Consider the following 22,987-nt stretch of genomic DNA (forward strand, 5'->3'; position numbering starts at 1 on the left):
AATCCAAAATAATAAAATACTAAAAAGGATATCTAGTAACGGAATGGTTTTTATGCCATGTCCGAAACCTGATAATCCCTTTGCACCAATGACGAGTTATGGAAGAAAAGAAGCGACAGTATTCACTGGATTTTGTGGTCATCATGATAAAACTTTATTTCAACCAATTGAGGATAGAGATTTTGAGAAAACTGAAGAACAAGTTTTCTTGTATACATATAGATGTTTTGCTTTAGAATATCATAAAAAGCAGGAAGTTAAAAAAATGGAACAGATTATTTTTGCAAAGAGGCCATCTCTGGTTAATATGCCGGATGCAGAGGACCCTTTTAAAGGGAATAAAATGGCGATTGAGGATTTTATTGAGGACAAAAAAATCTTTGATAAAGCTATTTTGGAAAAAGATTATTCTGTTTTAACAAGTATTATTTGGGAATTTGACAAAGCGGTAAAATTTGCCTGTACAGGGTTTGAAGCATTGCAGTATGATTTGAATAATAGGAGAGTGCAGGATTTGCTGGATTTCAGTAAGCCAGCACAACATGTATATGTCTGCGTTTTTCCTGAAAACGAGAAAACATATTGTATTATTTCGTGGTTTAAGAAAAATGATGGAATGTTTTTGTCATATTATGAACAATTAAATGGCTTGGACGAAGTAAAGAAAAGAAATTTTATTAATAATCTCTTACCAATGATAAGTGAAAACTTGGTTGTTAATCCGGAGGCATGGGAAAAACTCAGTCAGTCACAGAAGAACGAGTTTGGCTCATATGTTTGGGGGATGGAAACAATAGCTCAAGAAATGGGGATTAAAGTTGATAGAACAGAAGCGCCTTCCTATGATATGTTCGAGTTATAATCATAAATGGTGTTAAGAGGAGTTGGAGGTGTAATAATATGGATGGTAAAAGAATCCAGAATTATTGGTCAAATGAGATGCAAGCCATGTTGGATACTTATAAACAATTTCAAATATTAATTCCAGCAGAAAATAGAAATGGAGCTGCCCATAACGGAGAAGATGGAAGATATGTAGAAACATTAATACGAGAATATCTGAAGAGATATTTACCAAAAGATTTGGAAGTTTTAACGGGATTTATTTTGAGACCAGCAGTAAAAACAGGATTGAAAAATAGAAGCAGGAAAAATGAAGTGGACAGCCATTCCACACAGTTAGATATATTAATTTATGATAGTGCTAAATATCCTATTTTTCAGAGATTTGGAGAAAATGTTATAGTTCCACCAGAGGGCGTTGTAGGTATTATTTCTGTGAAAAAGAATTTACATGAAAATGACATAGTACATGAAGCTCAAGCATTGAAGGCCGCATCAAAATTATGTCGTTGTGTCGATGATAATGGTCAACATTTAAGAGGTCCATTTTTGGCTTTGGTGTCAATGGATGCATTTGAGAAAAAAGAGAAAACTACGGAACAATGGATTTTTGAAAAATTAGAAGGAGTTTATTCTAAGGAAGATGATTATTTTGATGATTTAATAGGATATATTGGTTCGTTTAATAAATGGAGCATTTTTAAAAGACGTCCTCAGGATGGAGAAGTTGGAGAATATATTTTTTTTAATCACAGTGAGGAAGAAGTACACATGGGATTTCAGTTTTTGTTAACAGGAATTCTGAGTGTTTATTATGACAAGACTCGTAACTATATCTCAAGACCAGGATTTACAGCGTTTCCTTCACATAGGGCATGTGACAAAAAATTGGGTGATATAGAAGTTAGGGCGATTAGATGATTATTTGGTGGGGAGTATTTCAAACGGGCTAAATATATTACCCCACTTTGAAACCTATTGAATACTTTCGCTATGCAGTATAAAATCAAAGTTCAGGGGAATGTTGAGACGGTAGTCTTGCTTTCCAAGGGTGAGGTCGACTCGAAAAAGATTCGGGTTGAGTTCTCTTTGGAAGATATGGATATGTCCGAATTTCAGGATGGGGCAACCTACACCCAAATCAAGGACTATGTGCTGGAGCATAGCGGGTTAAAGGTATCCAATCTTTATATCTCACAAATTAAGCGAAAATGTGGGATTGAAGTTGGCAAAAACTATAATCCACCAAAGTCCGAGGATTCCAGACAGCCCCAGTGTCCGCCAGAAAAAGAGAAAGCAATCAAAGAGGCATTGAAACATTTCGGTATGATTTGAGGTGGCGAATATGGAGCGGTTGATTTTCTGTGAGTTCAATATGGATACTACTTGTGTTGAACTGAAATTTGCCGACAATATGTACCAGCGGTAAGAGTTGGCCTATCTGATTTACAATACGCCACTTGAATATACTGACCTGATTTTGAATGTGATTCTGAAATTCACTTAAAAATGTGACTGACTACCATTACCTGAATTAAATGATTAGCCACGGCTGTTGTTCCGAAAAAGGAATAGCAGCCGTGGCTTTATTTGTTATTCTGCGGAACTTTTGATAAGAAAATTTCTATCCCACATAAAACCCACAAATCTTCCGGATAAAATAAAAACAAGATCAAACAAGGAGGATAAATGAATGGATATACTGATTAACCATTGGCACTGTATCATTCCTGCTGTTGTAATGCTGCTGGCAATGTTTTTTCTACGCAGCAAGGATAGCGATAAGAATCAAAACGGAGAAAACAAAGATACCCATGAATCATAACTGATAAAGGAGCAGAGATATGTCGATCTGGAAACGAATCAAAGCCGATGCCAATCGCTATCTGGAGCGGATGGCAAAATCAAACAAAGAGCTTTTTGGCGATGGGCGGCCTGACTGCTGCAAGTTAAATCGCCGATAAAACGTTTTGACAACACGAAATTGTTAGTCCACATAAAAAACACATATTTGTCAGATATAGTAGGGATATCAAAAGCAAAGTGCATTTGGAGGTAAAAATGTCAAATAATCGAAAACCAGATAAGGAGCAGACGGCGAAAGCACCACAGGAGAAAACAAATTTCCTTCCGATTTTCGCGGTTGCGGCAGTTGTAATCTGTATTGTTGTCGTATTCTTGGTAAATCGAAACGGTAACGCAAACGGGAACGGTGCTATTGGTCGAGAGGCCAACGGAGCAGTAACCATCTCTTCCAGAGAATCGCTCGTGATTCACACTGCAGATATTACAACAGATGCTTCTTTTTTTCCCGTTGAGGTCAATGGCACACGAATGGAGGTAATTGCGGTTAAGGACAGTGAAGGAAATATCCGCACGGCGTTTAATACCTGTCAAGTCTGCTATGATTCCGGTCGGGGATACTATGTACAATCTGGAGATTATCTGGTCTGCCAGAACTGCGGCAACCGCTTTTCGATGGATCAGGTTGAGATTGAATCCGGTGGTTGTAACCCGTGGCCTATTTTCGCTGAAAACAAGACTGTGACTGCCGATGAGACTTGGAAAAGGTGGGAGCACTTGAACGGAAGAGACAGGTTTTGAACAGTAAAAATCAAAATCTAATAAGACTAATAATAACAATACTAATTTTAATAATATCTATCTTATCCTATCAGGAAGTGAAGAAACATCACTATGGATGGGATACGATGGATTTTAATGACAATGTCAGAAAGGATTTTAATTATGGTCAAGAATAAAGTGGTTTTAAAAGAAAGAGATGTATGGAGCAATTTAGCAAATTTTATTGGAGAAATGGTAGCAAAGTATGCGGAAGCAATGGACTTGGATAATTTGCCTGATCCGGATTTTTATCTTCGTAGGGAAAGAATAAGACAGTTGTACATGGAGCTATATAAAGAGAAGAATATAACAAAGTTCAGAAATACAAAAATCTCTATTGAAAGAAAAGTTGCAGCATGATACTATAACCGCATAGACGGATGGATGAATTTGTAAATACGGATATGCACGGAATGTTGATGGAGGAAAAATCATGATTATCAGTGAAAGAATTTTTTGTGTGATGGAGCAGAAGAACATAACGCAGTTGGAACTCTCAAGAAGGACCGGGATTGCAACAAGTAACATCAGTGACTGGAAGAAGAAAAAGACGAATCCCAAAGCGGACTGTCTGTTGTCTATATGTGATGCATTGGAGATTACTCCCGAACAGCTTTTGACTGGAAAAGGAATTGATCCGGAATATAAAGATGCAGATATGGATTATGAAGTTACCAGGTCGGATATTAAGATTTTAAAGCAGATTCACAGCCTTGGAGATGCGCAGTATAAAAGATTGATGGCGTATATGAAAGCCTTGCAGAAGTTGGAACAGATGGAGAACATGGTGGAGGAATAGAGATGGCAAATAAAATAGTTAGGGAAATTATTCACGCAAAAGGAATTGATATTGGGATTTACACGAAAGATTTTGAAAATGAATATAAATGATGAATGAGCTTCATATGAAAAAAATGTTAGCTTTTTAGGATTCATTGATTTAGATTTTTTATAAAGAGAAGTTCAAAAATAGAAGTAAAAAATGTGTAGATTTTTCAAAAAAAATTATTGACGTGCGGAAAACCGCATGGTATGGTTTTTTAAAGAAAGAGATTATTTTAAAGGCAAACCTGTTGAAAGGCAGGGTCGCAAAGCCAGAAGGGACTAAAGTCAGAAAACTTGACTATGTCAGCCGGTTGCCACTGTTTCCATATCATCATAATATATGGAAAAGATGTTTGAACAGAAGAGATTCCGATACCTGTTATACTATATAGATGTGTGATTTTAGAGAAATATAGTAGGGACACTGGCAGATTTTGGCAAGTGTCCTTTTTGTATGCAAAAATGGGTAACAAAACTAGCAGGGACAGGTTTTCTGTATACAGATAAAAGCAGGATGAAGAAGGCATAAGACGGAGAGAGGACTTTTATAAAATGAAAAATTATGAAGACAAAATATATTCATTAGGTGAGACTGTAACGGGGCAGACACAGGCCATGTCACAGGCCGTACAGAAAACACTGGAAAATAATGGCGGGGTAGGTATAATGACAGGATCTTATGACCAAAACCTGTCTATTTTATCTGTGGATAATCTGCTGTTGCATAGTACAGGATATACATTCGATACTTTCATGGAACAGACAAAAGGCTCATTGAGAAACTTCTTTTATGACGAGGAAGATATACTGGAGCGAGACCGTTTTTTGCAGCTTCACGGAACAGGGGAAGCACAGATCCTTACAGCAGACGGTACAGTGAATAATGTACGGCTTTGTAAAGAGGATGCGACAGATGAGGCGGGCAGACAGATCTGGGTTATGTCCGTACAGGTCAATTGGGATCATGTAAATCTGGCACTGCTCAATGAGGCTATCTATTCCGGCTTCTGGTATTTTGACTGTGATGAAAACAGTGAGATTGTGAATGCGAACTGGAGTCATGAATTCCGAAAAATGCTCGGCTATCATGACACTCTGGACTTTCCGAATAAACTGGAATCCTGGTCAGATCTTCTGCATCCACAGGATAAAGAAAGAGTAATGGTGCAGCTCCAGGCGGCAATTAAGGATAAGACGAACCAGATAAAATACCAGGTAGAGTATCGTATGAGAATGAAGGATAATCAATACCAGTGGTTTCGGGCATCGGCAGAAGTGATACGTCGTCTGGATGGTTCTGCCAGCAGGATTGCCGGGATTTTTATTAACATTGATGGGGAGAAAAAAGAAACCATGCAGGCACAAAAATCTGCTGCTTTCCACCGGGCTTTTACGAAAGCAGATTTGTGCGAGTATTATGTGAATCTGGAAGCGAATACTTTTGATACCTTTAAGGTTGAACCGTCCCTGATGACAGTCTTTGAACAGAGCCATACGTGGGATGAACTGGTTCGGCATTTTGTGGATTCCTATGTTGTGGAAACCGATAAGAAGGCGGTAGCCTCTTTTTATGACCGTGGTTATATTGCGGAAAAGCTGAAAGGCCTGGAAACCGAATTGGCTTTAGAGTGTCGTATCACTCTGAATGGAGAAGAACGATGGGTTCGTAATGTAATCATACGCGGCGAGATAGAGGATTCGGAATATGCCATGATCTTTCTGCGTGATATCACAGAGGCAAAGGTAGAGAGCGCACGGCATCTGCAGATGGCAGCGGATAATGCTTCCATGGAGCAGCTGATTCAGAGTATTGTGCGTCTGGTTGACCGCTTTGTTGTCTGTGATCTGGAAAATGACAGATATGAATTCTACAATCTGAATGGACAGATGATATATAAACCTCTGGGATTTTATCATGATTTTCAGATGCAGGTTCTTGAAAAATATAAGACACTGGAACCATTGGAAGCTATAGATATCCTGATAGCCCCGGATAATATTCGGAAGAAATTGAAAAATGAAAATGATATTTATAAGTTTGAGTATTGCAGCCTGGATGAAAAGACTTATAAAATCGCTTCTTATATTCCCTTGGAATGGAAGAATGGAAAGCTGGAAAAGGTATTGCTGGCATCCATGGATGTGACACAGGAGAAGAAAGCAGAAATTGAATCCCGTCAGGCACTGAAAGAGGCTTACCGGTCCGCAGAAAATGCAAATCGTGCGAAAACAGAATTCCTTTCCAATATGTCCCATGATATCCGGACACCAATGAATGCGATTGTGGGTCTGACGGCAATCGCAGGAGCAAATGTTGAGAGCCCGGACAGAGTCATTGAATGCCTCGGCAAGATCACAGAATCAAGCCGCCATCTGCTGGGGCTGATCAATGAAGTATTGGATATGGCACGTATTGAAAGTGGAAAAATGACACTGGCACAGGAAGATTTCAATCTGTCAGAGCTGGTAGATAATCTTATTACACTTACGAAACCGGTGCTTGATGAACATAAACATAATTTTGATATACACATCAATCATATTGAACATGAGGCTGTCTGTGGTGACAGCTTGAGGATTCAGCAGGTATTTGTGAATCTGATGAGTAATGCGATCAAGTATACACCGGATGGTGGGGATATTACTTTTTCCATAGAGGAAAAACCCAATGGATTTTCAGAACTTGGATGCTATGAATTTACGATTGAGGATAATGGAATCGGTATGTCACCGGAATTCCAGAAAATCATGTTTGATCCTTTCAGCCGTGCAGATGACCACCGGACAACCAGAGTTCAGGGAACCGGTCTTGGAATGGCAATCAGCAGAAATATTGTGAACCTGATGAATGGCACTATTAAAGTGGACAGTACCTTGCACAAGGGAACTAAAATCACAGTAACAATTTATCTGAAGATTCAGGAAAAAGGAAAAGAACAGGGCAGAGATCTGATGAATCTGCCGGTTCTGGTTGTGGATGATGATAAGACATGCTGTGAAAGTACAATTGCCACACTGAAAGAAATCGGTATTACAGGTGAATGGGTTCTTTCTGGCAAGGAAGCCGTTGAACGTTGTTATGCACGTCATGAGCTAAAAAATGATTATTTTGCTGTTATCCTGGACTGGAAGATGCCGGAGATGGATGGTATAGAAACTGCCAGACAGATTCGGAAACGGATTGGGAAAGAGATTACCATCATTGTACTGACATCCTATGAATTCAGTGAAATTGAAGAAGAGGCAAAGGCGGCAGGTGTAGATGCTTTTATTGCAAAACCGCTGTTCCGTTCCCGGCTGACGGCTACACTGCGGCAGTTTACTTCAGGAAGAAAAGAAAAAACAGCAAGAAATTATTTGGAAAAGCTGTCAGAATCAGACTACACAGGAAAAAGGATTCTGCTGGTTGATGATAATGAGTTGAACAGAGAAATTGGTGTTGAAATTTTGCGGATGACAGGGGCAGAAGTGGAAACAGCAGAAAATGGAAAAATCGCAGTTGAAAAAGTGGAAGCTTCTCCGAAAGGTTCGTATGATCTTATTTTTATGGATATCCAAATGCCTGTCATGAATGGTTATGAGGCAACTGCAGCAATCAGGAGCCTTCATGGTGAAAAGGGAAAACTGCCTATTGTTGCCATGACTGCCAATGCTTTTGCAGAAGATGTACAGTTGGCAAAAAATACAGGCATGAATGGACATATTGCGAAACCGCTGGATATGAATAAGCTGAATGATGTTCTGGAAAACTGGCTGTAATTGCCTTCCTGAATGCATGGGAAAAGCAGCTAGGAAACACAACTTCTGGATAAGATGTCTGCAGATTTTACTTCTGTTTATTATGTTGAATTAAATACCGGTTCCTTTGAAATTCTCCATTTGAGTGCTGGGACCAACGTAAAAAAATGAATCTGAAGCAGTATGATGATTTCTCGGAGTGAACGCATTACATACCATTATAGAAGCAAACCGAATCCGGAACATCATAAATTTTTTGAAGTGCGGGCAAGCAGAAGATATCAATGATATTGTCAAGATTAGATAAAATCATCCATACCGACGGAAAACATAAATTATGTTTTTGACCTCTTTCGCCGCAAACAGAAGCAAGCATGCATATCATCTGGAAAAATATCAAGTATTTTCTAAAGCGTCTGAAAAATTTTTAGAAAAATTGAAATTAATTTCTTTATGATAATTTATAAAAGGGGCTGCCGCTCATCATCTATTATTAATTTTGCATGGATATTCGCTGATAATAGGTATTTATGATATCCTGTAAAGTAATCATATTCATTTTTTCTTCAGCAGTTTTTTGGATTTCATGATAGAATCCCTGCAAAGACAACTGAATATTAATGCCAACGCCGCAATCAGGGTTGGTATGAGTATCTAAATGAAGCAGCGGCTTCTCACCTTCAACTGCTTTATAAATATCCAGCAATGTGATCTGTTCGGCTGGTTTTGAAAGAGAAGGACGGGCATGTCCGGCTACACTGGTTATAAGTCCGGCTTTTTTTAGTTTTAACATAAGCTGGCGTACAAAGCCGGGATTTGTATGGACACTTTCTGCAATTGAGGCACTGGAGAGAGATTTTTCCTGGTTGATAGCAATCAGAACCATTACATGAACAGTATCGCTTAATTTCGTTGAGTATTTCATGATAAGAAACTCCTTGTAGTATGATATAATGATTTTGTTTTCACATATTTTTAATTTTGACGATTGTAAATAATATAGTTACAACTATAATAAAGCTTAAAGGAAAAGTCAACACAGGAATGGATAAAAGAGAATCCGGACAAAGCCAGATTTATGAAACCACCAAAATTCTTGCATAAACATTGATTATTATATGATGCGATAAAATATTCACAAAGGAGAACTTATGGAATACAAAAATCAAACAGAAAATCGTGCATTTCAGGAAATGCTGCAGGCAGCTGTAAAACGGCTGCAAAATCGTTCCGGAGAGGAGATTGCTGCAAAAAGCGGAGCTGTTTTTCATAGCAGTCGAAATATGCTTGAGGTACCGAGCTTTCATGAAGTGTTTGCAATTCAACTTCCTGAGTTTTATATTAACTCAGATATAGATGAATGGCATTACCTGACATTGCTGCATTATCTGGATATGGCAGATGGAACAGAAGGCTCACAGAAGCTCATTACTTTTGGCAACCTGAAAGAAGGATTGATTCGGGGGACCAAGTTTGACCGGACTGCAGAGCAGAAACTGGAAAAGCTTTTGCAGGACAAAGATCCTGAGAAAATTCAGAAAGCATGTACAAGTCTGGGTGCGGAATTCATAGAGACAACGGCAGATCTGTGTGCTGTTTTTCCAGTTCTGCCAAGATATCCGGTAACTTTAAAGATATGGTTCGCAGATGAAGAATTTCCTGTATCTGGCAAAATATTTCTTCAGGATCATGCTGATCATTATCTGGGTGTAGAAGATGCGGTAACAGTTGGAGAAATTTTGCTGCAAAAATTATCGGAAGCATTTTCTTCTCTCTGATCATGGATCAGAAAACTTTCCAGTCCGGCTTTGATAAATTTGTCAATACCCTGATTGAAATTATGGCGGCGGCCGTTTTTAGCATTCCCCTCTGGGTAATATATTATAAGCGCTGTTTTCAGAGCCGGAAGCAGACGCTGCTCTATATGGTATCTGATGGGATATACACCCTGGGGCTGTATTGACCTTGTTTCTGCGTCTACCGGAGAATATGCGAAGAGGGAGTTCAATTTGCATTGAACTCCCTGAGCGAAATGATTGATAAAATTTCCAAGCAAGTGGTGTGCTATAATAAGAACGAATCCGATAGTATATCATGAGGAGGTAACCACGATGGAATTCACAGAAGTAATCAAAAACCGCTATTCCTGCAAGGATTATGAGCCGAAGCACAATTCCAGAAAGGAACTGGCTGAGACGGTACGGTATATTAAAAAAATTAAAAACTAATCCTCATGGATGTTTCCGCTACCCATTTTCCGCTGCCAGACGCCCGGCAGAAGTACCATGTGTCCGGCTTTCAGAGAGGCGGGGACGTCGATGATATTCTGATTGGCGGAGCCACGGAACAGGAGAGAAGCGTCGTGCTCCTCTTCCACGTATTTCCCGTCCACCAGCACGTCGATGAGAGAGAGCAGATCCCGGGCGACAGCCGGATCGCCGACGGAACCGGTCAGCAGGTCGCGTTCAAAGGAAAAGCCGGTGTAGCACCAGAGATTCTTTTCAGGAAAGCGTTCCTTAAAGCGGCGGGCCAGTACAAGCAGACCTTCCTGATTCTCAGGCTCAAAGGGTTCGCCGCCCAGAAAGGATAATCCGGCCACGTAAGCAGGGGCCAGAGCCTCCAGAATCTCATCCATGACGGCCTCGGTGAAGGGCTGGCCAAAGGAAAAATCCCAGGCTTCATAGTTGAAGCAGTTTTTGCAGTGGTGACGGCAGCCGCTGACAAAGAGGGATACGCGGATGCCGGGACCATTGGCGATATCATTTTTCTTGATGACTGCGTAATTCATGTGATAAATCTCCCTTCTGACAGGAAAAATGACAACTTATAATTCGTGAAGGTTCATCTTCAGGGTCTGCCACGGCAGCTCCTTACGGATATTTGTAACAAAACGGCTTCCGGCTTATGCCGGAAGCCGTTGTATTTTAGTTGAATTTTATGTTACAGATGCAGCACACGCTCTTTGATCTCCTGGGTTCTTCCCTGATTCCAGAACTGAGTGCCGATGTAGCCGCAGGTACGGCGTGCCACGTTCAGCTTATTCTGGTCGGTGTTGCCGCAGTTGGGGCAGGTCCAGATGAGCTTGCCGTGCTCGTCTTCCTTGATCTCAATCTCTCCGTCATAGCCGCATACCTGGCAGTAATCACTCTTGGTATTCAGCTCTGCGTACATGATGTTGTTGTAGATAAACTTCATGACGGACAGAACAGCCTCCAGGTTATTCTGCATGTTCGGAACCTCCACATAGGAGATAGCTCCGCCCGGCGACAGTGCCTGGAACTTGGATTCCAGCGCCAGCTTGTCAAAGGCGTCGATCTTCTCGGTCACATGTACGTGATAGCTGTTCGTAATGTAGTTGCGATCCGTTACACCCTTTACGATACCGAAACGCTTCTGCAGACATTTGGCAAACTTGTAGGTGGTGCTTTCCAGCGGAGTACCGTACAGGGAGTAGTCGATATTTTCAGCTGCTTTCCATTTGGCTGTGTACTCGTTGAGCTTCTTCATAATCTCCAGGCCCAGCTCCTCGCCTTCCGGCTCTGTGAGCTTCTTGCCGTTCAGGCTGTATACGCACTCCCAGAGGCCTGCGTAGCCCAAAGACAGGGTGGAGTAACCGCCGTGGAGATATTTATCAATGGTCTCGCCTTTTTCCAGACGGAGCAGCGCGCCGTGTTGCCACAGAATCGGAGCCGCGTCGGAAACGGTGCCGCTTAAGCGCTCATGGCGGCACTGGAGAGCCCGGTGACAAAGCTCCATACGGTCGTCGAAGATCTCCCAGAACTTATTCAGATCGCCTTCGGCGGAAAGTCCGATATCTACCAGATTTACCGTAACCACGCCCTGATTAAAGCGGCCGTAGTACTTCGGCTTGCCGTTCTCATCCACATAGGGGGTCAGAAAACTGCGGCAGCCCATGCAGGTGTAGCAGTGGCCCTCGCCGTTCTTGTCCACTTTGTTCTGGAACATGATTTTCTCGGAAATATAATCCGGAACCATGCGCTTGGCGGTACATTTGGCAGCCAGCTTCGTCAGATAGTAGTAGGGGTCCTCGTCGTGGATATTGTCATCCTCCAGCACGTAGATCAGCTTCGGGAAGGCCGGGGTGATCCAGACGCCCTTTTCATTTTTCACGCCCTGATAACGCTGGCGCAGAGTCTCTTCTATAATAAGAGCCAGATCCTTCTTTTCCTGTTCGTTCTTTGCTTCGTTCAGATACATGAAGACGGTGACGAAAGGAGCCTGTCCGTTGGTGGTCATCAGCGTGACAACCTGATACTGAATCATCTGTACGCCGTTTTTAACCTCTTCCCGCAGACGCTTCTCGGTAATGAAATCGATCTCCTCCTGGGTCACAGCCTCGCGGATGGAGTGTAGCTCATCGGCCACCTGACGGCGGATCTTCTTCCGGCTGATATCCACGAAGGGAGCCAGATGGGTCAGGGAAATACTCTGGCCGCCGTACTGACAGGAAGCTACCTGGGCAATGATCTGTGTGGCGATGTTGCAGGCAGTGGAGAAGCTGTGGGGCTTCTCGATAAGAGTACCGCTGATAACGGTACCATTCTGCAGCATATCCTCCAGATTGACCAGATCACAGTTGTGCATATGCTGGGCAAAATAATCCGCGTCGTGAAAATGGATGATGCCCTCCTGATGGGCCTCCACGATATCCGGCGGAAGCAGAATACGGCGGGTGATATCCTTGCTGACCTCGCCTGCCATATAGTCGCGCTGTACGCTGTTGACAGTGGGGTTCTTATTGGAATTCTCCTGCTTGACTTCCTCATTATTACATTCAATCAGGCTTAAGATCTGCTCGTCCGTGGTGTTGGACTTCCGCACCAGGGCGCGGGTATAGCGGTAGGTGATGTACTGTCTCGCCACGTCAAAGGCGCGCTGATTCATGATCTGATCCTCGACCATATCCTGAATTTCCTCCACGCTTAAGGAACGCTTGATATTCAGCGCCGCGCTCTCCACGTCTTCGGCGATTCGCTTAATCTGAACCGGGGTCATCCGGGCGCTGGGAACGACGCTGTCATTGGCCTTGGAGACCGCAACGACGATCTTGTGAGGATCAAATTCAACCTCTGCTCCGCTTCGTTTAATGATTTTCATGTGCTACACTCCCTCTATGATAAAAATTGTAATCAAAATTAGCGACAAGTTTATTGTAACAAGATATAGTAGTGGTGTCAATGATGATTTACTATATATTGTTGTATACATGCGTGAAAATATACAGGAATTCTTTGCTATTTACACATTCTTTCTGGAAATAACAGAAAGTTTATGGTATGATGCAAGAGCATAAGGGCTTTGCGAAAAAAGAAGACTGACAAAAGGAGACAAAGGCAGAAAATGAGGTTTGCCTACGAGATAAAAAACGGGTGCGCGGTGGTGCGCCGCTGTTATGATTTTGGAAATGAGGCGGAAATTCCGTCCGAAATTGACGGCCATCCGGTGACGGAACTGGGAGCCTATGCTTTTTCCGCCCATATGGATCGGGAACAGTTTTGGCATGAGCTTGGAAATAGAACTGTAAAAATATGGAATCCCGAAACGGGAGAACAGGAAGTATCCGAACCGGATGCGGAGACGGTCCCGGAGCTTCAGGGGATGCAGGTGGAAACAGTCCGCCTGCCGGAGGGCCTTCGTAAAATCGGAGCGTATGCCTTCTATAATTGTAACGCACTATCGGAGCTACATTTCCACAGCAGTCTGAAAGATTTGGGGGCGGGCCTGTTTACCGGCTGTCACCATCTGCGGCGGCTGAATGTGACGTTGGATGAGACGGAAACATCCTGCCTGAAGGAAATTCTCATTGAGGTGCCGGAAAAAATGGCCGTCACAGTAGAAGGACAGCTCCGGGCGAAGCTTTTGTTTCCGGAATTCTTTGAGGAGAGCGTGGAGAACACCCCGGCCCGGATTCTCATGACCCACATGCACGGCAGCGGTATGAATTTCCGCAACAGCTTCTACATGAAAAAGCTGGATTTCCGGGCCTACGATGCCTGCTACTATATGGCGAAGGCGGAAGAAGATTTTGATACGGTATTGGAAATAACCCTGAACCGGCTTCAGTACCCGGTGGGTCTGTCGGAGGATCGCCGGGAGGATTATGAGAGCTGGCTTAACGGACATCTTGTGCAGGCCTTTGAAAAGGCAGTGGAGCATCGGGATCTGGACATGCTCATGTGGCTGACCGAACACGGAAAACCGGATGATGGCCTGCTATCACAGACGGCCATCGCGGCGTCGGACGGATTCCCGGAGGGCGTGGCGTATCTGCAGGATCGATTGAGCGCTTTAGGGCATACAAAAAAACAGTCGTTCCTGGATCGGTTTGAGCTGTAGGAGGGCATCATGATAAAAAGCGCGATATTGGAAGAACAAAAGGCGCAGTTGAAAAAGGAGGAGTTGGCGGCCCGGATCCTGAATCAGTCTAGGAACGAGCTGTACCTGAAGCTGCGCTATCTGGATCTGGCTCTGGGCAATCTGGCCCTGGCCCCGGGCACGGTGTCGCCAGCCGGAACCGATGGCGGAGCGCTGTACTATTTCCCGGATGGGCTGCTGTCACTCTATGAGCAGCGGGGGCGGGCGGCCTGCACCAGGCTCTATCTGCATGGAATTCTTCATTGCCTGTTCTGTCATCCTTTTGATCGGAAAGGGCGGAATGAGAGACTTTGGAATCTGGCCTGCGACGTGGCTACGGAAGCGCTGATTGACAGCCTGTATCTGCGCTGCGTCCACATTTCTTCGGGTGCCTTTCGAAAAAGCGTGTACGCAAGACTCCGGGAAAAGCTGCCGGTGCTGACTGCGGAAGGAATTTATAAATTTATAGAGGAAACGCTTGTGGAGGCGGAAATCAGCCGCTGGCAGATGGAGTTCCGGCTGGACGACCACAGTCTCTGGGAGCAGGATTCGAAGAACGGCCCGAAGAATCCGAATCCCAACCGAAAGAAATGGGACGATATCCGGGAACGGATGGAGACTGAGGTGATGCTTTTCTCCAACGAGGCCTCGGAGGGGGAAGGTGATCTGAAGGAGCAGCTGCGGGTCAGCAATCGCTCCCGTTATGATTATAAGGAATTTTTGCGGAAATTTACGGTGCTGCACGAGGAAATGCAGATTGATCCGGACAGCTTTGATTACATTTTCTACCACTATGGAATGGAAATGTATGGAAATATGCCGCTGATTGAGCCACTGGAGACCAGCGAGGTGCGAAAAATCGAGGAATTTGTCATCGTCATTGACACATCCATGTCCTGCAAGGAGGGGCTGGTAAAGCGGTTTCTGGAAGAAACCTACGACGTGCTCTCCCAGACAGAAAATTTCTTCAGGCGCATGCGGATCCACATCCTCCAGTGCGACGAGCGGGTCCAGTCCGACGTGCTCATCGAGAGCCAGGAGGCACTGAAAGAGTACATGGAGCATTTCACGATCCTGGGCGGAGGCGGTACGGATTTCCGCCCGGCCTTTACTTATGTGGAAGAGCAACTGGCGAAGAAGAAATTCTGGCGGCTGCGGGGGCTTCTGTACTTTACGGATGGCTATGGGGTGTTTCCGGTGAAAATGCCACCCTATGAAACCGCGTTTATCTTTGTGCAGAACCATTACCGGGACGTGGATGTGCCGGCGTGGGCGATTAAGCTGATACTGCAGGAGAGCGATCTGGAAAACAGATAAAAGAAGGAGAAAAAAATGAACATCAAGAGAGCAAAACAGGAGATCAAGGACGCCATCGAGGCGTACCTTTTAAAAGATGAATACGGCGACTACGTTATCCCCACCGTGCGCCAGCGCCCGGTTCTGTTGCTGGGCGCGCCAGGTATCGGCAAGACTCAGATCATGGAGCAGGTAGCCAGAGAGTGCGGCGTGGGTCTGGTAGCTTATACCATCACCCACCACACGCGCCAGAGCGCCATCGGACTGCCCTTTATCTCGGAAATGGAGTTTGGCGGCCAGAAAAAAGCCGTCACCGAATACACCATGAGTGAAATCGTGGCCTCCATCTATGAAAAAATGAAGAAAACGGGGTTGAAAGAAGGCATTCTCTTCATCGACGAGATCAACTGTGTCTCCGAGACCCTGGCCCCGGCCATGCTCCAGTTCCTCCAGTGTAAGACCTTCGGCAATCACCCAATTCCCGAGGGGTGGATCATTGTAGCCGCAGGCAACCCGCCCGAGTACAACAAATCCGTCCGGGAGTTTGACGTGGTTACCCTGGACCGTGTGAAGAAGATTGAAGTGGAGCCGGATTATGGCGTATGGCGGGAATACGCGGTACAGTCCCGGATCCATCCGGCGGTGATTTCCTATCTGGACGCCCGCCCTGCCCATTTTTATCAGATGGAAAGCACGGTGGACGGCCGCCGTTTTGCCACGCCCCGTGGCTGGGAGGATTTGTCCCGCCTTTTAGAAGTCTATGAAAAGCTGGGAAAGAAGGCGGATAAAGAGGTGGTGCGCCAGTACATCCAGCATGACAAAATCGCCGGAGAATTCGCCAACTATCTGGAGCTCTACCGGAAATATGAGAGTGATTATCAGATAGAGGAAATCCTGGGCGGTACCATCCGGGAGGCAACCCTGAAAAAGCTGTCCCACGCCTCCTTTGACGAGCGGCTGAGCGTAGTGAATCTGCTGCTGTCCGGCTGCATCGAACGCCTGCGAAAAGTTCGGGAACAAGAACGCTTCACCGAAGCTCTATTCGCCCAGATGAAAACAGCGGGCTCCGTGCTGAACGCAGAAAACTTTGCGGCAGACGGCGAAGGGATTCCGAAGGTTCTTGAAAATCTGCGGGATACAGTGGAAGAAAAACGGCAGCAGAAAAAAGAGGCAGAGCTCCTGACCAAGGATGAGGAGAAACGTCTCCTGCGTCTGGAAGAAACTCTGTTGTCCTATGAGAACACATTGAAAGCCGAACATCCCGAAGATGGATCTGCAGCCTTCGAGATTCTACGCCGCCTTTTCGGCGAGCAGCGGGCCCGCTATGCCGGCGAGCAGGAGGCCGGAAGCGGCTGCCTTGAGCATGCTTTTGATTTTCTGGAGGCAGCCTTTGGCGACAGCCAGGAGATGGTCATCTTCCTGACCGGCCTTAACATGTCGGAGGCTGCGGTGGCTTTCCTGCAGACCACGGACTGTGAGCGTTATGAACGCTATAATAAGAGATTGCTTTTTAATGAGAGTGATCGTGAGATACGAGACGAGATCGCAAGATTGAAGTAGAAGTCAGTTCGGGAAATTCCATTTCCCGTGCGTTCGCAATTGAAAACAAAAAGGGCTGCGCACGAGCGTAACCCCCCTTGAGATAATCTTCCGGGAGTTCTCCCGGTCAACCCCAGGTTGGAAAATCAACTTTCCTAAGGAGAGGCTAGGTCGCCTCGAACGTGGAAAATTGATTTTCCGACCGTCCGTTGTAGAAGCCCCCTCTTACGAAGTCCTTTTATCTCGCACTGCCGCTTCAATTCGCACCTGCTCCTCCAGCATGGCGTCAATCCGCGCGTCTTCGGAAAAGTCCGCTGCCAGCTTATCTAACAGCTTTACATCTTCTTCAGAAAACTGCTTATGAAGCACTTCTTTGATAGCTTCATACTTTTTCCGATAAAGCGACTCCAGTTCATTGACCGGTACCGTCACCGGCAGTTCTGCGATCTCCGGAGCAGCGATGCCCTCCGTCTCAAACCACTTCTTAATATTCTTGATCCGCGCATGCTCCGCAGGTCCTTCGGCCAGAATCTTCTTCGACTTTTGCATCTGTGCCACAGCCACCCCGATAAAAGCCAAAAACAGCACACTCATACTGTAAGGCGCGATTTTCGGTAAAGGAAGCTGAAGGGAGCCGGTGATGGCGAGTATCATGGCCGCCAGGCCCAGTACGCCCACCAGCAGCAGTGTCATGGCCGTGCTCCTGGCGTCGGCGCAGCGTTCTTCTACGGTCTTGAAAAGCTTGGACTCGTCCGGTCTCTTGATGGGGCCGTCCAGAATATTGGACATGGTCACTTCCGCGGGTTCTTTCACATCGACGCCCTGCTTGCGGGCCGTCGCTTTCTGTACATCCTTGTATAGGGACATCATAAAATTCTCCTTATATGGTATTTGACGGCAAAGGATACGAGCCGTCGTCCGAGGCGCGCATAGAGGCGCAAATAGCAGTCATTACTTAGCTGCGCAGAAAAGTTTCTACTGCGCCCATCAGCTCTTCCTGGTTGCCGGAGAGCGATCCCTGCACCATTTCCGGTTTTCCGCCGCCTTTTCCGCCGAACTGGCCGTTCAGCGCCTTGCAGAGAGGGCGGGTATCCTCGGTTTTACTGCCGAAGATGTAGCGGTAGCCGCTCTCATCATTTCCGATGAAGAGACAGGCGATGCCGCTGCAGCGGGCGGATAAGAGGTTTACGAATTCCCGGCTGGTATCCGCATCCAGGTTATCCTCGAAGAAGACGGGATTAGCGGTTCCTTCGGCTACGGAAGCAGCCTTATTCTGAATCAACGTCTTATTCAGCGCCATCAACTGTCCGGTGAGGCGGAAATTCTCCTGCTTGAGCCGTTCTACTGCGTCAGCCACAACCGACTCTTTGGCGGAGAGCAGCACGGAAATGGCCTTCACGCTGGTCTCTTTTTCCCGGTAGTCGCATAGCGCCCGATCTCCGGCCAGGAGATTGACCCGGACGCCGCCACGGTGGGACTGCACGTTCGTGAGCTTGATTAGACCGATTTCTCCGGTGTTATTCACATGGGGTGCGCAGCAGGCGCAGACGTCTACATCTGGAATCGTAACGATACGAACCTGGCCCTCGATTTCAATTTTGCTGCGATAGTCCAGAATCTCCAGTTCCTCACGGCTTGGATAGGAGATCTGAATCGGCACATTACCGAAGACCACCTGATTGGCAGCAGTCTCAATTTCTAAAAGCTCCTCTTTGGTAATCGGGCCGTTGAAGTCCATGGTGACTTCCTCCTCGCCCAGATGGAAGCCTACGTTGTCATAGCCGAAGCGGGTATGGACAAGACCGGAGACGATATGCTCGCCGGAATGCTGCTGCATCCGGGAGAAGCGCTTCTTCCAGTCAAGAACGCCTTTTACCTCCGCGCCGATCTCCAGGGGGTGTCTGGTGTAATGCCAGATTTCTCCATTTTTCTCATGGGTATCGAACACTTCGATTTCACCCAGATACCCGGTATCCCCGGCCTGTCCGCCGCCTTCCGGGAAAAATGCGGTCTGGTCGAGCGCCACCTTCCAGTAATCCTTTTCCTGCTCACAGGCAGTCACCACCGCCGGAAATGCGGTCAGATGGCTGTCTTCGTAATATAAACGGTCTGTCATGGTGTAAAACCTCCTGTTGTCGAAATGAATCTACCACCAAGTATAACATTTTATCACAGTTTTGGACAGGTATATTTTAAGCGGATGTTGGCAGTTTTCAGTTATCTGTGGGTGACGGCTGAGAAAATGCGCATTGAGGAGAAGAGGAAACTGTGCTATAATTTCTCATAAATCACCTGAAAAGATATGGGAAAACAGATACAAAGATAAATACCATACCAGAAAGGACTTCAACTATGATTGATTTACACGGCCAGGCCGGCCTCCCCTATATCAACCGGGGCGTCTATACCGGAAGCTATGAGGGCATGCGCTACCGGCTGCGGAAGAAAGAGGAAGAGGACAAAAAGACACTGGAGGCAGTGATTTATCCGGAGCCCTTCTGCTTTGAAAAGACAGCGGAGGATCAGAAGGAGGCCAGGGAGTTTCCCTTCACAGACGAGGGCTTTACACAGGCCATCGCCTGGCTGAACGAGCAGTACGAGGCCCAGCAGGAGCGATGGACAGAGGCGAAGAACGCCAGCTGGGTGTAAACTAAGCCATGTCAATGGAAAAGATGGGGTCACCAAAAGAGAAAAAGTGCATAAAATGAAAAAAAGCATTCTGCAGCTTCAGATTATGAAATAAAAACTGCAGAATGCCTTTTTAAGTAACAAAATTGATTTTTGACGAATTCAGAAAAATTCAGGTTCTAAATCCATTCATTTCCACAAATATTCGTGAAAATTCCTGCAGAACAGAAATCTTAGTTATCCTCTTCCTCGTCCGCGCTCTTAGTATAGACGGTACGCTTTCTTGCCATCTCATCGCTCTCCAGGTACTCGTCGTAGGTGGTGATCTTATCGATCATAGCGCCGTTTGGCAGCAGCTCGATGATACGGTTGGCAGTAGTCTGCACAATCTGGTGGTCACGGGAGGAGAACAGCAGCACGCCCGGGAACTTGATGAGACCGTTGTTCAGGGCTGTGATGGACTCCATATCCAGGTGGTCGGTGGGCTCGTCCAGAATCAGCACGTTAGCGCCGGAAATCATCAGCTTGGACAGCATACAGCGGACCTTCTCACCTCCGGACAGCACCTTGACCTTCTTCACACCGTCTTCTCCGGCGAAGAGCATACGGCCCAGGAAGCCGCGCACATAGGTTGCGTCCTTGATTTCGGAATACTGGGTCAGCCAGTCGACGATGGTATCGTCGTTGTCAAATTCCTTACTGTTGTCCTTGGGGAAATAGGACTGGCTGGTGGTGATACCCCATTTATAAGTACCCTCGTCCGGCTCCATTTCTCCGGACAGAATCTTAAAGAGGGTCGTCTTGGCAAACTCGTTGCCGCCTACGAAGGCTACCTTGTCGTCGTGGCCCAGAATAAAGGAAATATTATCCAGAACCTTCACGCCGTCGATGGTCTTGGACAGACCCTCTACGGTCAGCACTTCATTTCCGATCTCGCGGTTCGGACGGAAATCAATGTAAGGATACTTCCGGCTGGAGGGACGGATCTCGTCCAGCTCGATTTTTTCCAGAGCCTTCTTTCTGGAGGTTGCCTGCTTGGACTTGGAAGCGTTAGCAGAGAAACGGGAGATAAATTCCTGCAGCTCCTTGATCTTCTCTTCCTTCTTCTTGTTGGCCTCCTTCATCTGGCGAATCAGCAGCTGGCTGGATTCGTACCAGAAGTCGTAGTTACCGGCATAGAGCTGAATCTTGCCGTAATCGATGTCGGCGATATGGGTGCAGACCTTATTCAGGAAATAACGGTCATGGGATACTACGATGACGGTGTTCGGGAAGTTAATCAGGAACTCCTCCAGCCATGCGATAGCGTCCAGATCCAGGTGGTTGGTCGGCTCGTCCAGAAGCAGGATATCCGGGTTGCCGAACAATGCCTGGGCCAGCAGCACCTTGACCTTCTGGGCACCCAGGAGATCCTTCATCAGGGTGTAGTGAAGATCGGTATCGATACCCAGTCCGTTTAAGAGAGTAGCGGCGTCAGACTCAGCCTCCCAGCCGTCCATGTCCGCGAATTCAGCCTCCAGCTCGCTGGCGCGGATACCGTCCTCATCGGTAAAATCCTCTTTTGCGTAAATGGCCTCTTTCTCCTTCATAATCTCGTAGAGACGGGCATTTCCCATAATAACGGTGTCCAGAACCGGATACTCGTCATACTGGAAATGATCCTGCTTCAGGAAGGAGAGACGCTGTCCCGGGGTAATGACGATTTCGCCATTGGTGGAATCCAGCTCGCCGGAGAGAATCTTCAGGAAGGTAGACTTTCCTGCGCCGTTGGCTCCGATAAGGCCGTAGCAGTTGCCCTCGGTAAATTTGATATTGACATCTTCGAATAAGGCTTTTTTTCCTATTCTAAGCGTTACGTTATTTGCACTGATCATGTTTTGCTCCTTATGACTTGGTAAATATGGTGTATGATACGTTTTTTGTCCTGCAGCTTTTATCTGCGGGCATACACATCTATTTTACAGGAAAATATAGAATTTGCAAGCCCTTTCCACGGTTAAATTCCTGAAATTTCTGAGTTTTCAGGATTTCGGAGGGAAAACGGGATTTTCCGGCGGACGGACTTGAGCGGCCGGGGAAAAGAAGGTATAATGTAGGAAATCACAGGTGTGAAAGCACGGAAGAAGGGAGCAGCATATGAGACATACATTTACATTGGCCAATGGTGTAGAGATTCCGGCGGTGGGCTTCGGTACCTACAAGGCCGCCGCCGACAACGATGAGGCCATTATCAGCGAGGCTATCCGGCAGGGCTACCGGCATCTGGATACGGCTGCCTTTTATTTTAATGAGGAAGCAGTGGGAAAAGCAGTCCGAGAAAGCGGCGTTCCCCGGGAAGAATTTTTCCTGACCTCGAAGGTCTGGAGAGACCGACTCGGCTACGATTCAACCCTGCGGGAGTTTGAAGAGTCCTGTAAAAAACTGGGTACCGACTATCTGGATCTGTATCTGATTCACTGGCCGAGACCCGACGACCTGACAGCCGAGTGGAAGGATCTGGACGTGGAAACCTGGAAAGCCCTGGAGGATCTCTATAAGTCGAAAAAGGTGCGGGCCATCGGCGTCAGCAATTTCCTGCCTCACCATCTGAACAACCTGCTGGAGCGGACCAGTATCATTCCTATGGTGAATCAGCTGGAGTTCCATCCGGGATATATGCAGAAGGCCGCGGTGGATTTCAGCCAGCGCCTGGGCATTCAGGTGGAGGCCTGGAGCCCCATCGGACGGGCCAGAGTGCTTCAGGAGCCGCTTCTCATGGAACTGGCGGAAAAGTATCAGGTATCTGTAGCGCAGATCTGCATCCGTTTCGCCCTTCAGTGCGGCGTACTGCCGTTGCCCAAGTCTTCTTCCGGCGAGCGGATGTGTCAGAACCTGGACGTCTTTGGCTTTAACATCGAGGATGACGATATGCATCAGCTGATGACGCTGCCCCAGCTTGGCTGGTCCGGAGAGCACCCGGACCGGGAGCGGGTGAAGTTATAATAAAGTGTCAGATAAATATGTCTGAATTATTATGACTATTATGCAAAAATGACGATTATAAACAATTTCTAAAATATTAGCACCCCTACTTGATTATAAATATATGGGATTTATCCTGTTTTGTAGAGAAAAAGAA

Annotated in this window: 20 protein-coding genes, 2 pseudogenes and 1 riboswitch; of the genes and pseudogenes, 16 read left to right on the top strand and 6 right to left on the bottom strand. The window is 46.1% G+C overall.

Annotation, left to right across the window (positions count from 1 at the left end; genetic code table 11):
• The first annotated feature begins 900 nt into the window (after nt 1-900).
• The 9 genes and pseudogenes from WMO29_RS01515 (at nt 901) to WMO29_RS01555 (ending at nt 8,052) form a co-directional block, all read left to right on the top strand.
• The gene (locus WMO29_RS01515) at nt 901-1,764 is read left to right on the top strand and encodes a DUF6602 domain-containing protein (RefSeq protein WP_055232099.1); all 864 of its coding nucleotides are present in this window, start codon (nt 901-903) and stop codon (nt 1,762-1,764) included.
• A gap of 201 nt (nt 1,765-1,965) precedes the next feature.
• A pseudogene (locus WMO29_RS01520) lies at nt 1,966-2,178 on the top strand (23S rRNA (uracil-5-)-methyltransferase RumA); the annotation flags it as partial.
• A gap of 10 nt (nt 2,179-2,188) precedes the next feature.
• Nucleotides 2,189-2,272: a DUF6061 family protein gene (locus WMO29_RS16795; protein ID WP_494337551.1), complete on the top strand. Its 84-nt coding sequence runs from the start codon at nt 2,189-2,191 to the stop codon at nt 2,270-2,272.
• A 264-nt stretch (nt 2,273-2,536) separates the two neighbouring features.
• Nucleotides 2,537-2,668, top strand: coding sequence for a hypothetical protein (locus WMO29_RS01530; protein WP_349163452.1), 132 nt, complete (start codon nt 2,537-2,539; stop codon nt 2,666-2,668).
• 19 nt (nt 2,669-2,687) lie between these two features.
• Nucleotides 2,688-2,807, top strand: coding sequence for an LDCC motif putative metal-binding protein (locus WMO29_RS01535; protein WP_349163453.1), 120 nt, complete (start codon nt 2,688-2,690; stop codon nt 2,805-2,807).
• A gap of 97 nt (nt 2,808-2,904) precedes the next feature.
• Nucleotides 2,905-3,447 (top strand): DUF2318 domain-containing protein, encoded by a 543-nt coding sequence (locus WMO29_RS01540; protein ID WP_349163454.1) that lies wholly within the window; start codon nt 2,905-2,907, stop codon nt 3,445-3,447.
• Nucleotides 3,448-3,591: 144 nt separating this feature from the next.
• Nucleotides 3,592-3,828 carry a hypothetical protein gene (locus tag WMO29_RS01545; RefSeq protein WP_349163455.1) on the top strand — a complete coding sequence of 79 codons (237 nt, stop codon included), beginning with the start codon at nt 3,592-3,594 and terminating at the stop codon, nt 3,826-3,828.
• Nucleotides 3,829-3,901: 73 nt separating this feature from the next.
• The gene (locus WMO29_RS01550; protein ID WP_117658848.1) at nt 3,902-4,267 is read left to right on the top strand and encodes a helix-turn-helix domain-containing protein; all 366 of its coding nucleotides are present in this window, start codon (nt 3,902-3,904) and stop codon (nt 4,265-4,267) included.
• A 254-nt stretch (nt 4,268-4,521) separates the two neighbouring features.
• A riboswitch (cyclic di-GMP riboswitch) is annotated at nt 4,522-4,612 on the top strand.
• 233 nt (nt 4,613-4,845) lie between these two features.
• On the top strand, nt 4,846-8,052 hold the full coding sequence (locus WMO29_RS01555; protein ID WP_349163456.1) for a response regulator: 3,207 nt from the start codon (nt 4,846-4,848) through the stop codon (nt 8,050-8,052).
• A gap of 472 nt (nt 8,053-8,524) precedes the next feature.
• On the opposite strand, the gene WMO29_RS01560 is transcribed toward WMO29_RS01555, so the two are convergent.
• The gene (locus WMO29_RS01560; protein ID WP_349163457.1) at nt 8,525-8,956 is read right to left on the bottom strand and encodes an Rrf2 family transcriptional regulator; all 432 of its coding nucleotides are present in this window, start codon (nt 8,954-8,956) and stop codon (nt 8,525-8,527) included.
• A gap of 226 nt (nt 8,957-9,182) precedes the next feature.
• Between WMO29_RS01560 and WMO29_RS01565 the strand changes: the two genes are divergently transcribed.
• On the top strand, nt 9,183-9,809 hold the full coding sequence (locus WMO29_RS01565) for a DUF3786 domain-containing protein (RefSeq protein WP_349163458.1): 627 nt from the start codon (nt 9,183-9,185) through the stop codon (nt 9,807-9,809).
• Nucleotides 9,810-9,962: 153 nt separating this feature from the next.
• A pseudogene (locus WMO29_RS16740) lies at nt 9,963-10,031 on the top strand (family 1 glycosylhydrolase); the annotation flags it as partial.
• A gap of 224 nt (nt 10,032-10,255) precedes the next feature.
• Here WMO29_RS16740 and nrdG read toward each other — a convergent pair.
• Together nrdG and nrdD are read right to left on the bottom strand one after the other, a co-directional pair.
• Complete coding sequence (nrdG, locus tag WMO29_RS01570) at nt 10,256-10,819, bottom strand: anaerobic ribonucleoside-triphosphate reductase activating protein (protein WP_349163459.1); 564 nt, start codon at nt 10,817-10,819, stop codon at nt 10,256-10,258.
• A gap of 152 nt (nt 10,820-10,971) precedes the next feature.
• Nucleotides 10,972-13,149: an anaerobic ribonucleoside-triphosphate reductase gene (gene nrdD / locus WMO29_RS01575; RefSeq protein ID WP_349163460.1), complete on the bottom strand. Its 2,178-nt coding sequence runs from the start codon at nt 13,147-13,149 to the stop codon at nt 10,972-10,974.
• A 243-nt stretch (nt 13,150-13,392) separates the two neighbouring features.
• Here nrdD and WMO29_RS01580 point away from each other — a divergent pair, with 243 nt between their 5' ends.
• From WMO29_RS01580 to WMO29_RS01590, 3 genes are read left to right on the top strand one after another with little or no spacing between them, the layout of a single operon-like run.
• Nucleotides 13,393-14,388, top strand: a complete 996-nt coding sequence (locus WMO29_RS01580; protein WP_349163461.1) for a leucine-rich repeat protein — start codon at nt 13,393-13,395, stop codon at nt 14,386-14,388.
• Nucleotides 14,389-14,397: 9 nt separating this feature from the next.
• Nucleotides 14,398-15,723, top strand: coding sequence for a vWA domain-containing protein (locus WMO29_RS01585; protein WP_349163462.1), 1,326 nt, complete (start codon nt 14,398-14,400; stop codon nt 15,721-15,723).
• A gap of 15 nt (nt 15,724-15,738) precedes the next feature.
• Entirely contained in the window at nt 15,739-17,262 is a 1,524-nt protein-coding gene (locus tag WMO29_RS01590; RefSeq protein WP_349163463.1) for an ATP-binding protein, read from the top strand.
• A gap of 204 nt (nt 17,263-17,466) precedes the next feature.
• Here the strand turns inward: WMO29_RS01590 and WMO29_RS01595 are convergent, their stop codons facing one another.
• Nucleotides 17,467-18,111 carry a hypothetical protein gene (locus WMO29_RS01595; protein WP_349163464.1) on the bottom strand — a complete coding sequence of 215 codons (645 nt, stop codon included), beginning with the start codon at nt 18,109-18,111 and terminating at the stop codon, nt 17,467-17,469.
• Nucleotides 18,112-18,196: 85 nt separating this feature from the next.
• Nucleotides 18,197-19,357, bottom strand: a complete 1,161-nt coding sequence (locus WMO29_RS01600) for an alanyl-tRNA editing protein (protein ID WP_349163465.1) — start codon at nt 19,355-19,357, stop codon at nt 18,197-18,199.
• Nucleotides 19,358-19,593: 236 nt separating this feature from the next.
• Between WMO29_RS01600 and WMO29_RS01605 the strand changes: the two genes are divergently transcribed.
• Nucleotides 19,594-19,890: a GNAT family acetyltransferase gene (locus WMO29_RS01605; RefSeq protein ID WP_158364979.1), complete on the top strand. Its 297-nt coding sequence runs from the start codon at nt 19,594-19,596 to the stop codon at nt 19,888-19,890.
• Between the two features lie 212 nt (nt 19,891-20,102).
• Here the strand turns inward: WMO29_RS01605 and WMO29_RS01610 are convergent, their stop codons facing one another.
• On the bottom strand, nt 20,103-21,743 hold the full coding sequence (locus WMO29_RS01610; protein ID WP_178037964.1) for an ATP-binding cassette domain-containing protein: 1,641 nt from the start codon (nt 21,741-21,743) through the stop codon (nt 20,103-20,105).
• 262 nt (nt 21,744-22,005) lie between these two features.
• Here WMO29_RS01610 and WMO29_RS01615 point away from each other — a divergent pair, with 262 nt between their 5' ends.
• On the top strand, nt 22,006-22,851 hold the full coding sequence (locus WMO29_RS01615) for an aldo/keto reductase (RefSeq protein WP_349163466.1): 846 nt from the start codon (nt 22,006-22,008) through the stop codon (nt 22,849-22,851).
• Nucleotides 22,852-22,987 lie beyond the last annotated feature (136 nt).

This window comes from Laedolimicola intestinihominis (genome assembly GCF_040096155.1).
Classification (GTDB): Bacteria; Bacillota; Clostridia; order Lachnospirales; family Lachnospiraceae; genus Laedolimicola; species Laedolimicola intestinihominis.

Bases quoted from the DNA above. Each gene is read 5' to 3' on its own strand.
- WMO29_RS01515 (WP_055232099.1), top strand. From the start codon at position 901: ATGGATGGTAAAAGAATCCAGAATTATTGGTCAAATGAGATGCAAGCC.
- WMO29_RS16795 (WP_494337551.1), top strand. From the start codon at position 2,189: ATGGAGCGGTTGATTTTCTGTGAGTTCAATATGGATACTACTTGTGTT.
- WMO29_RS01530 (WP_349163452.1), top strand. From the start codon at position 2,537: ATGGATATACTGATTAACCATTGGCACTGTATCATTCCTGCTGTTGTA.
- WMO29_RS01535 (WP_349163453.1), top strand. From the start codon at position 2,688: ATGTCGATCTGGAAACGAATCAAAGCCGATGCCAATCGCTATCTGGAG.
- WMO29_RS01540 (WP_349163454.1), top strand. From the start codon at position 2,905: ATGTCAAATAATCGAAAACCAGATAAGGAGCAGACGGCGAAAGCACCA.
- WMO29_RS01545 (WP_349163455.1), top strand. From the start codon at position 3,592: ATGGTCAAGAATAAAGTGGTTTTAAAAGAAAGAGATGTATGGAGCAAT.
- WMO29_RS01550 (WP_117658848.1), top strand. From the start codon at position 3,902: ATGATTATCAGTGAAAGAATTTTTTGTGTGATGGAGCAGAAGAACATA.
- WMO29_RS01555 (WP_349163456.1), top strand. From the start codon at position 4,846: ATGAAAAATTATGAAGACAAAATATATTCATTAGGTGAGACTGTAACG.
- WMO29_RS01560 (WP_349163457.1), bottom strand. From the start codon at position 8,956: ATGAAATACTCAACGAAATTAAGCGATACTGTTCATGTAATGGTTCTG.
- WMO29_RS01565 (WP_349163458.1), top strand. From the start codon at position 9,183: ATGGAATACAAAAATCAAACAGAAAATCGTGCATTTCAGGAAATGCTG.
- nrdG (WP_349163459.1), bottom strand. From the start codon at position 10,819: ATGAATTACGCAGTCATCAAGAAAAATGATATCGCCAATGGTCCCGGC.
- nrdD (WP_349163460.1), bottom strand. From the start codon at position 13,149: ATGAAAATCATTAAACGAAGCGGAGCAGAGGTTGAATTTGATCCTCAC.
- WMO29_RS01580 (WP_349163461.1), top strand. From the start codon at position 13,393: ATGAGGTTTGCCTACGAGATAAAAAACGGGTGCGCGGTGGTGCGCCGC.
- WMO29_RS01585 (WP_349163462.1), top strand. From the start codon at position 14,398: ATGATAAAAAGCGCGATATTGGAAGAACAAAAGGCGCAGTTGAAAAAG.
- WMO29_RS01590 (WP_349163463.1), top strand. From the start codon at position 15,739: ATGAACATCAAGAGAGCAAAACAGGAGATCAAGGACGCCATCGAGGCG.
- WMO29_RS01595 (WP_349163464.1), bottom strand. From the start codon at position 18,111: ATGATGTCCCTATACAAGGATGTACAGAAAGCGACGGCCCGCAAGCAG.
- WMO29_RS01600 (WP_349163465.1), bottom strand. From the start codon at position 19,357: ATGACAGACCGTTTATATTACGAAGACAGCCATCTGACCGCATTTCCG.
- WMO29_RS01605 (WP_158364979.1), top strand. From the start codon at position 19,594: ATGATTGATTTACACGGCCAGGCCGGCCTCCCCTATATCAACCGGGGC.
- WMO29_RS01610 (WP_178037964.1), bottom strand. From the start codon at position 21,743: ATGATCAGTGCAAATAACGTAACGCTTAGAATAGGAAAAAAAGCCTTA.
- WMO29_RS01615 (WP_349163466.1), top strand. From the start codon at position 22,006: ATGAGACATACATTTACATTGGCCAATGGTGTAGAGATTCCGGCGGTG.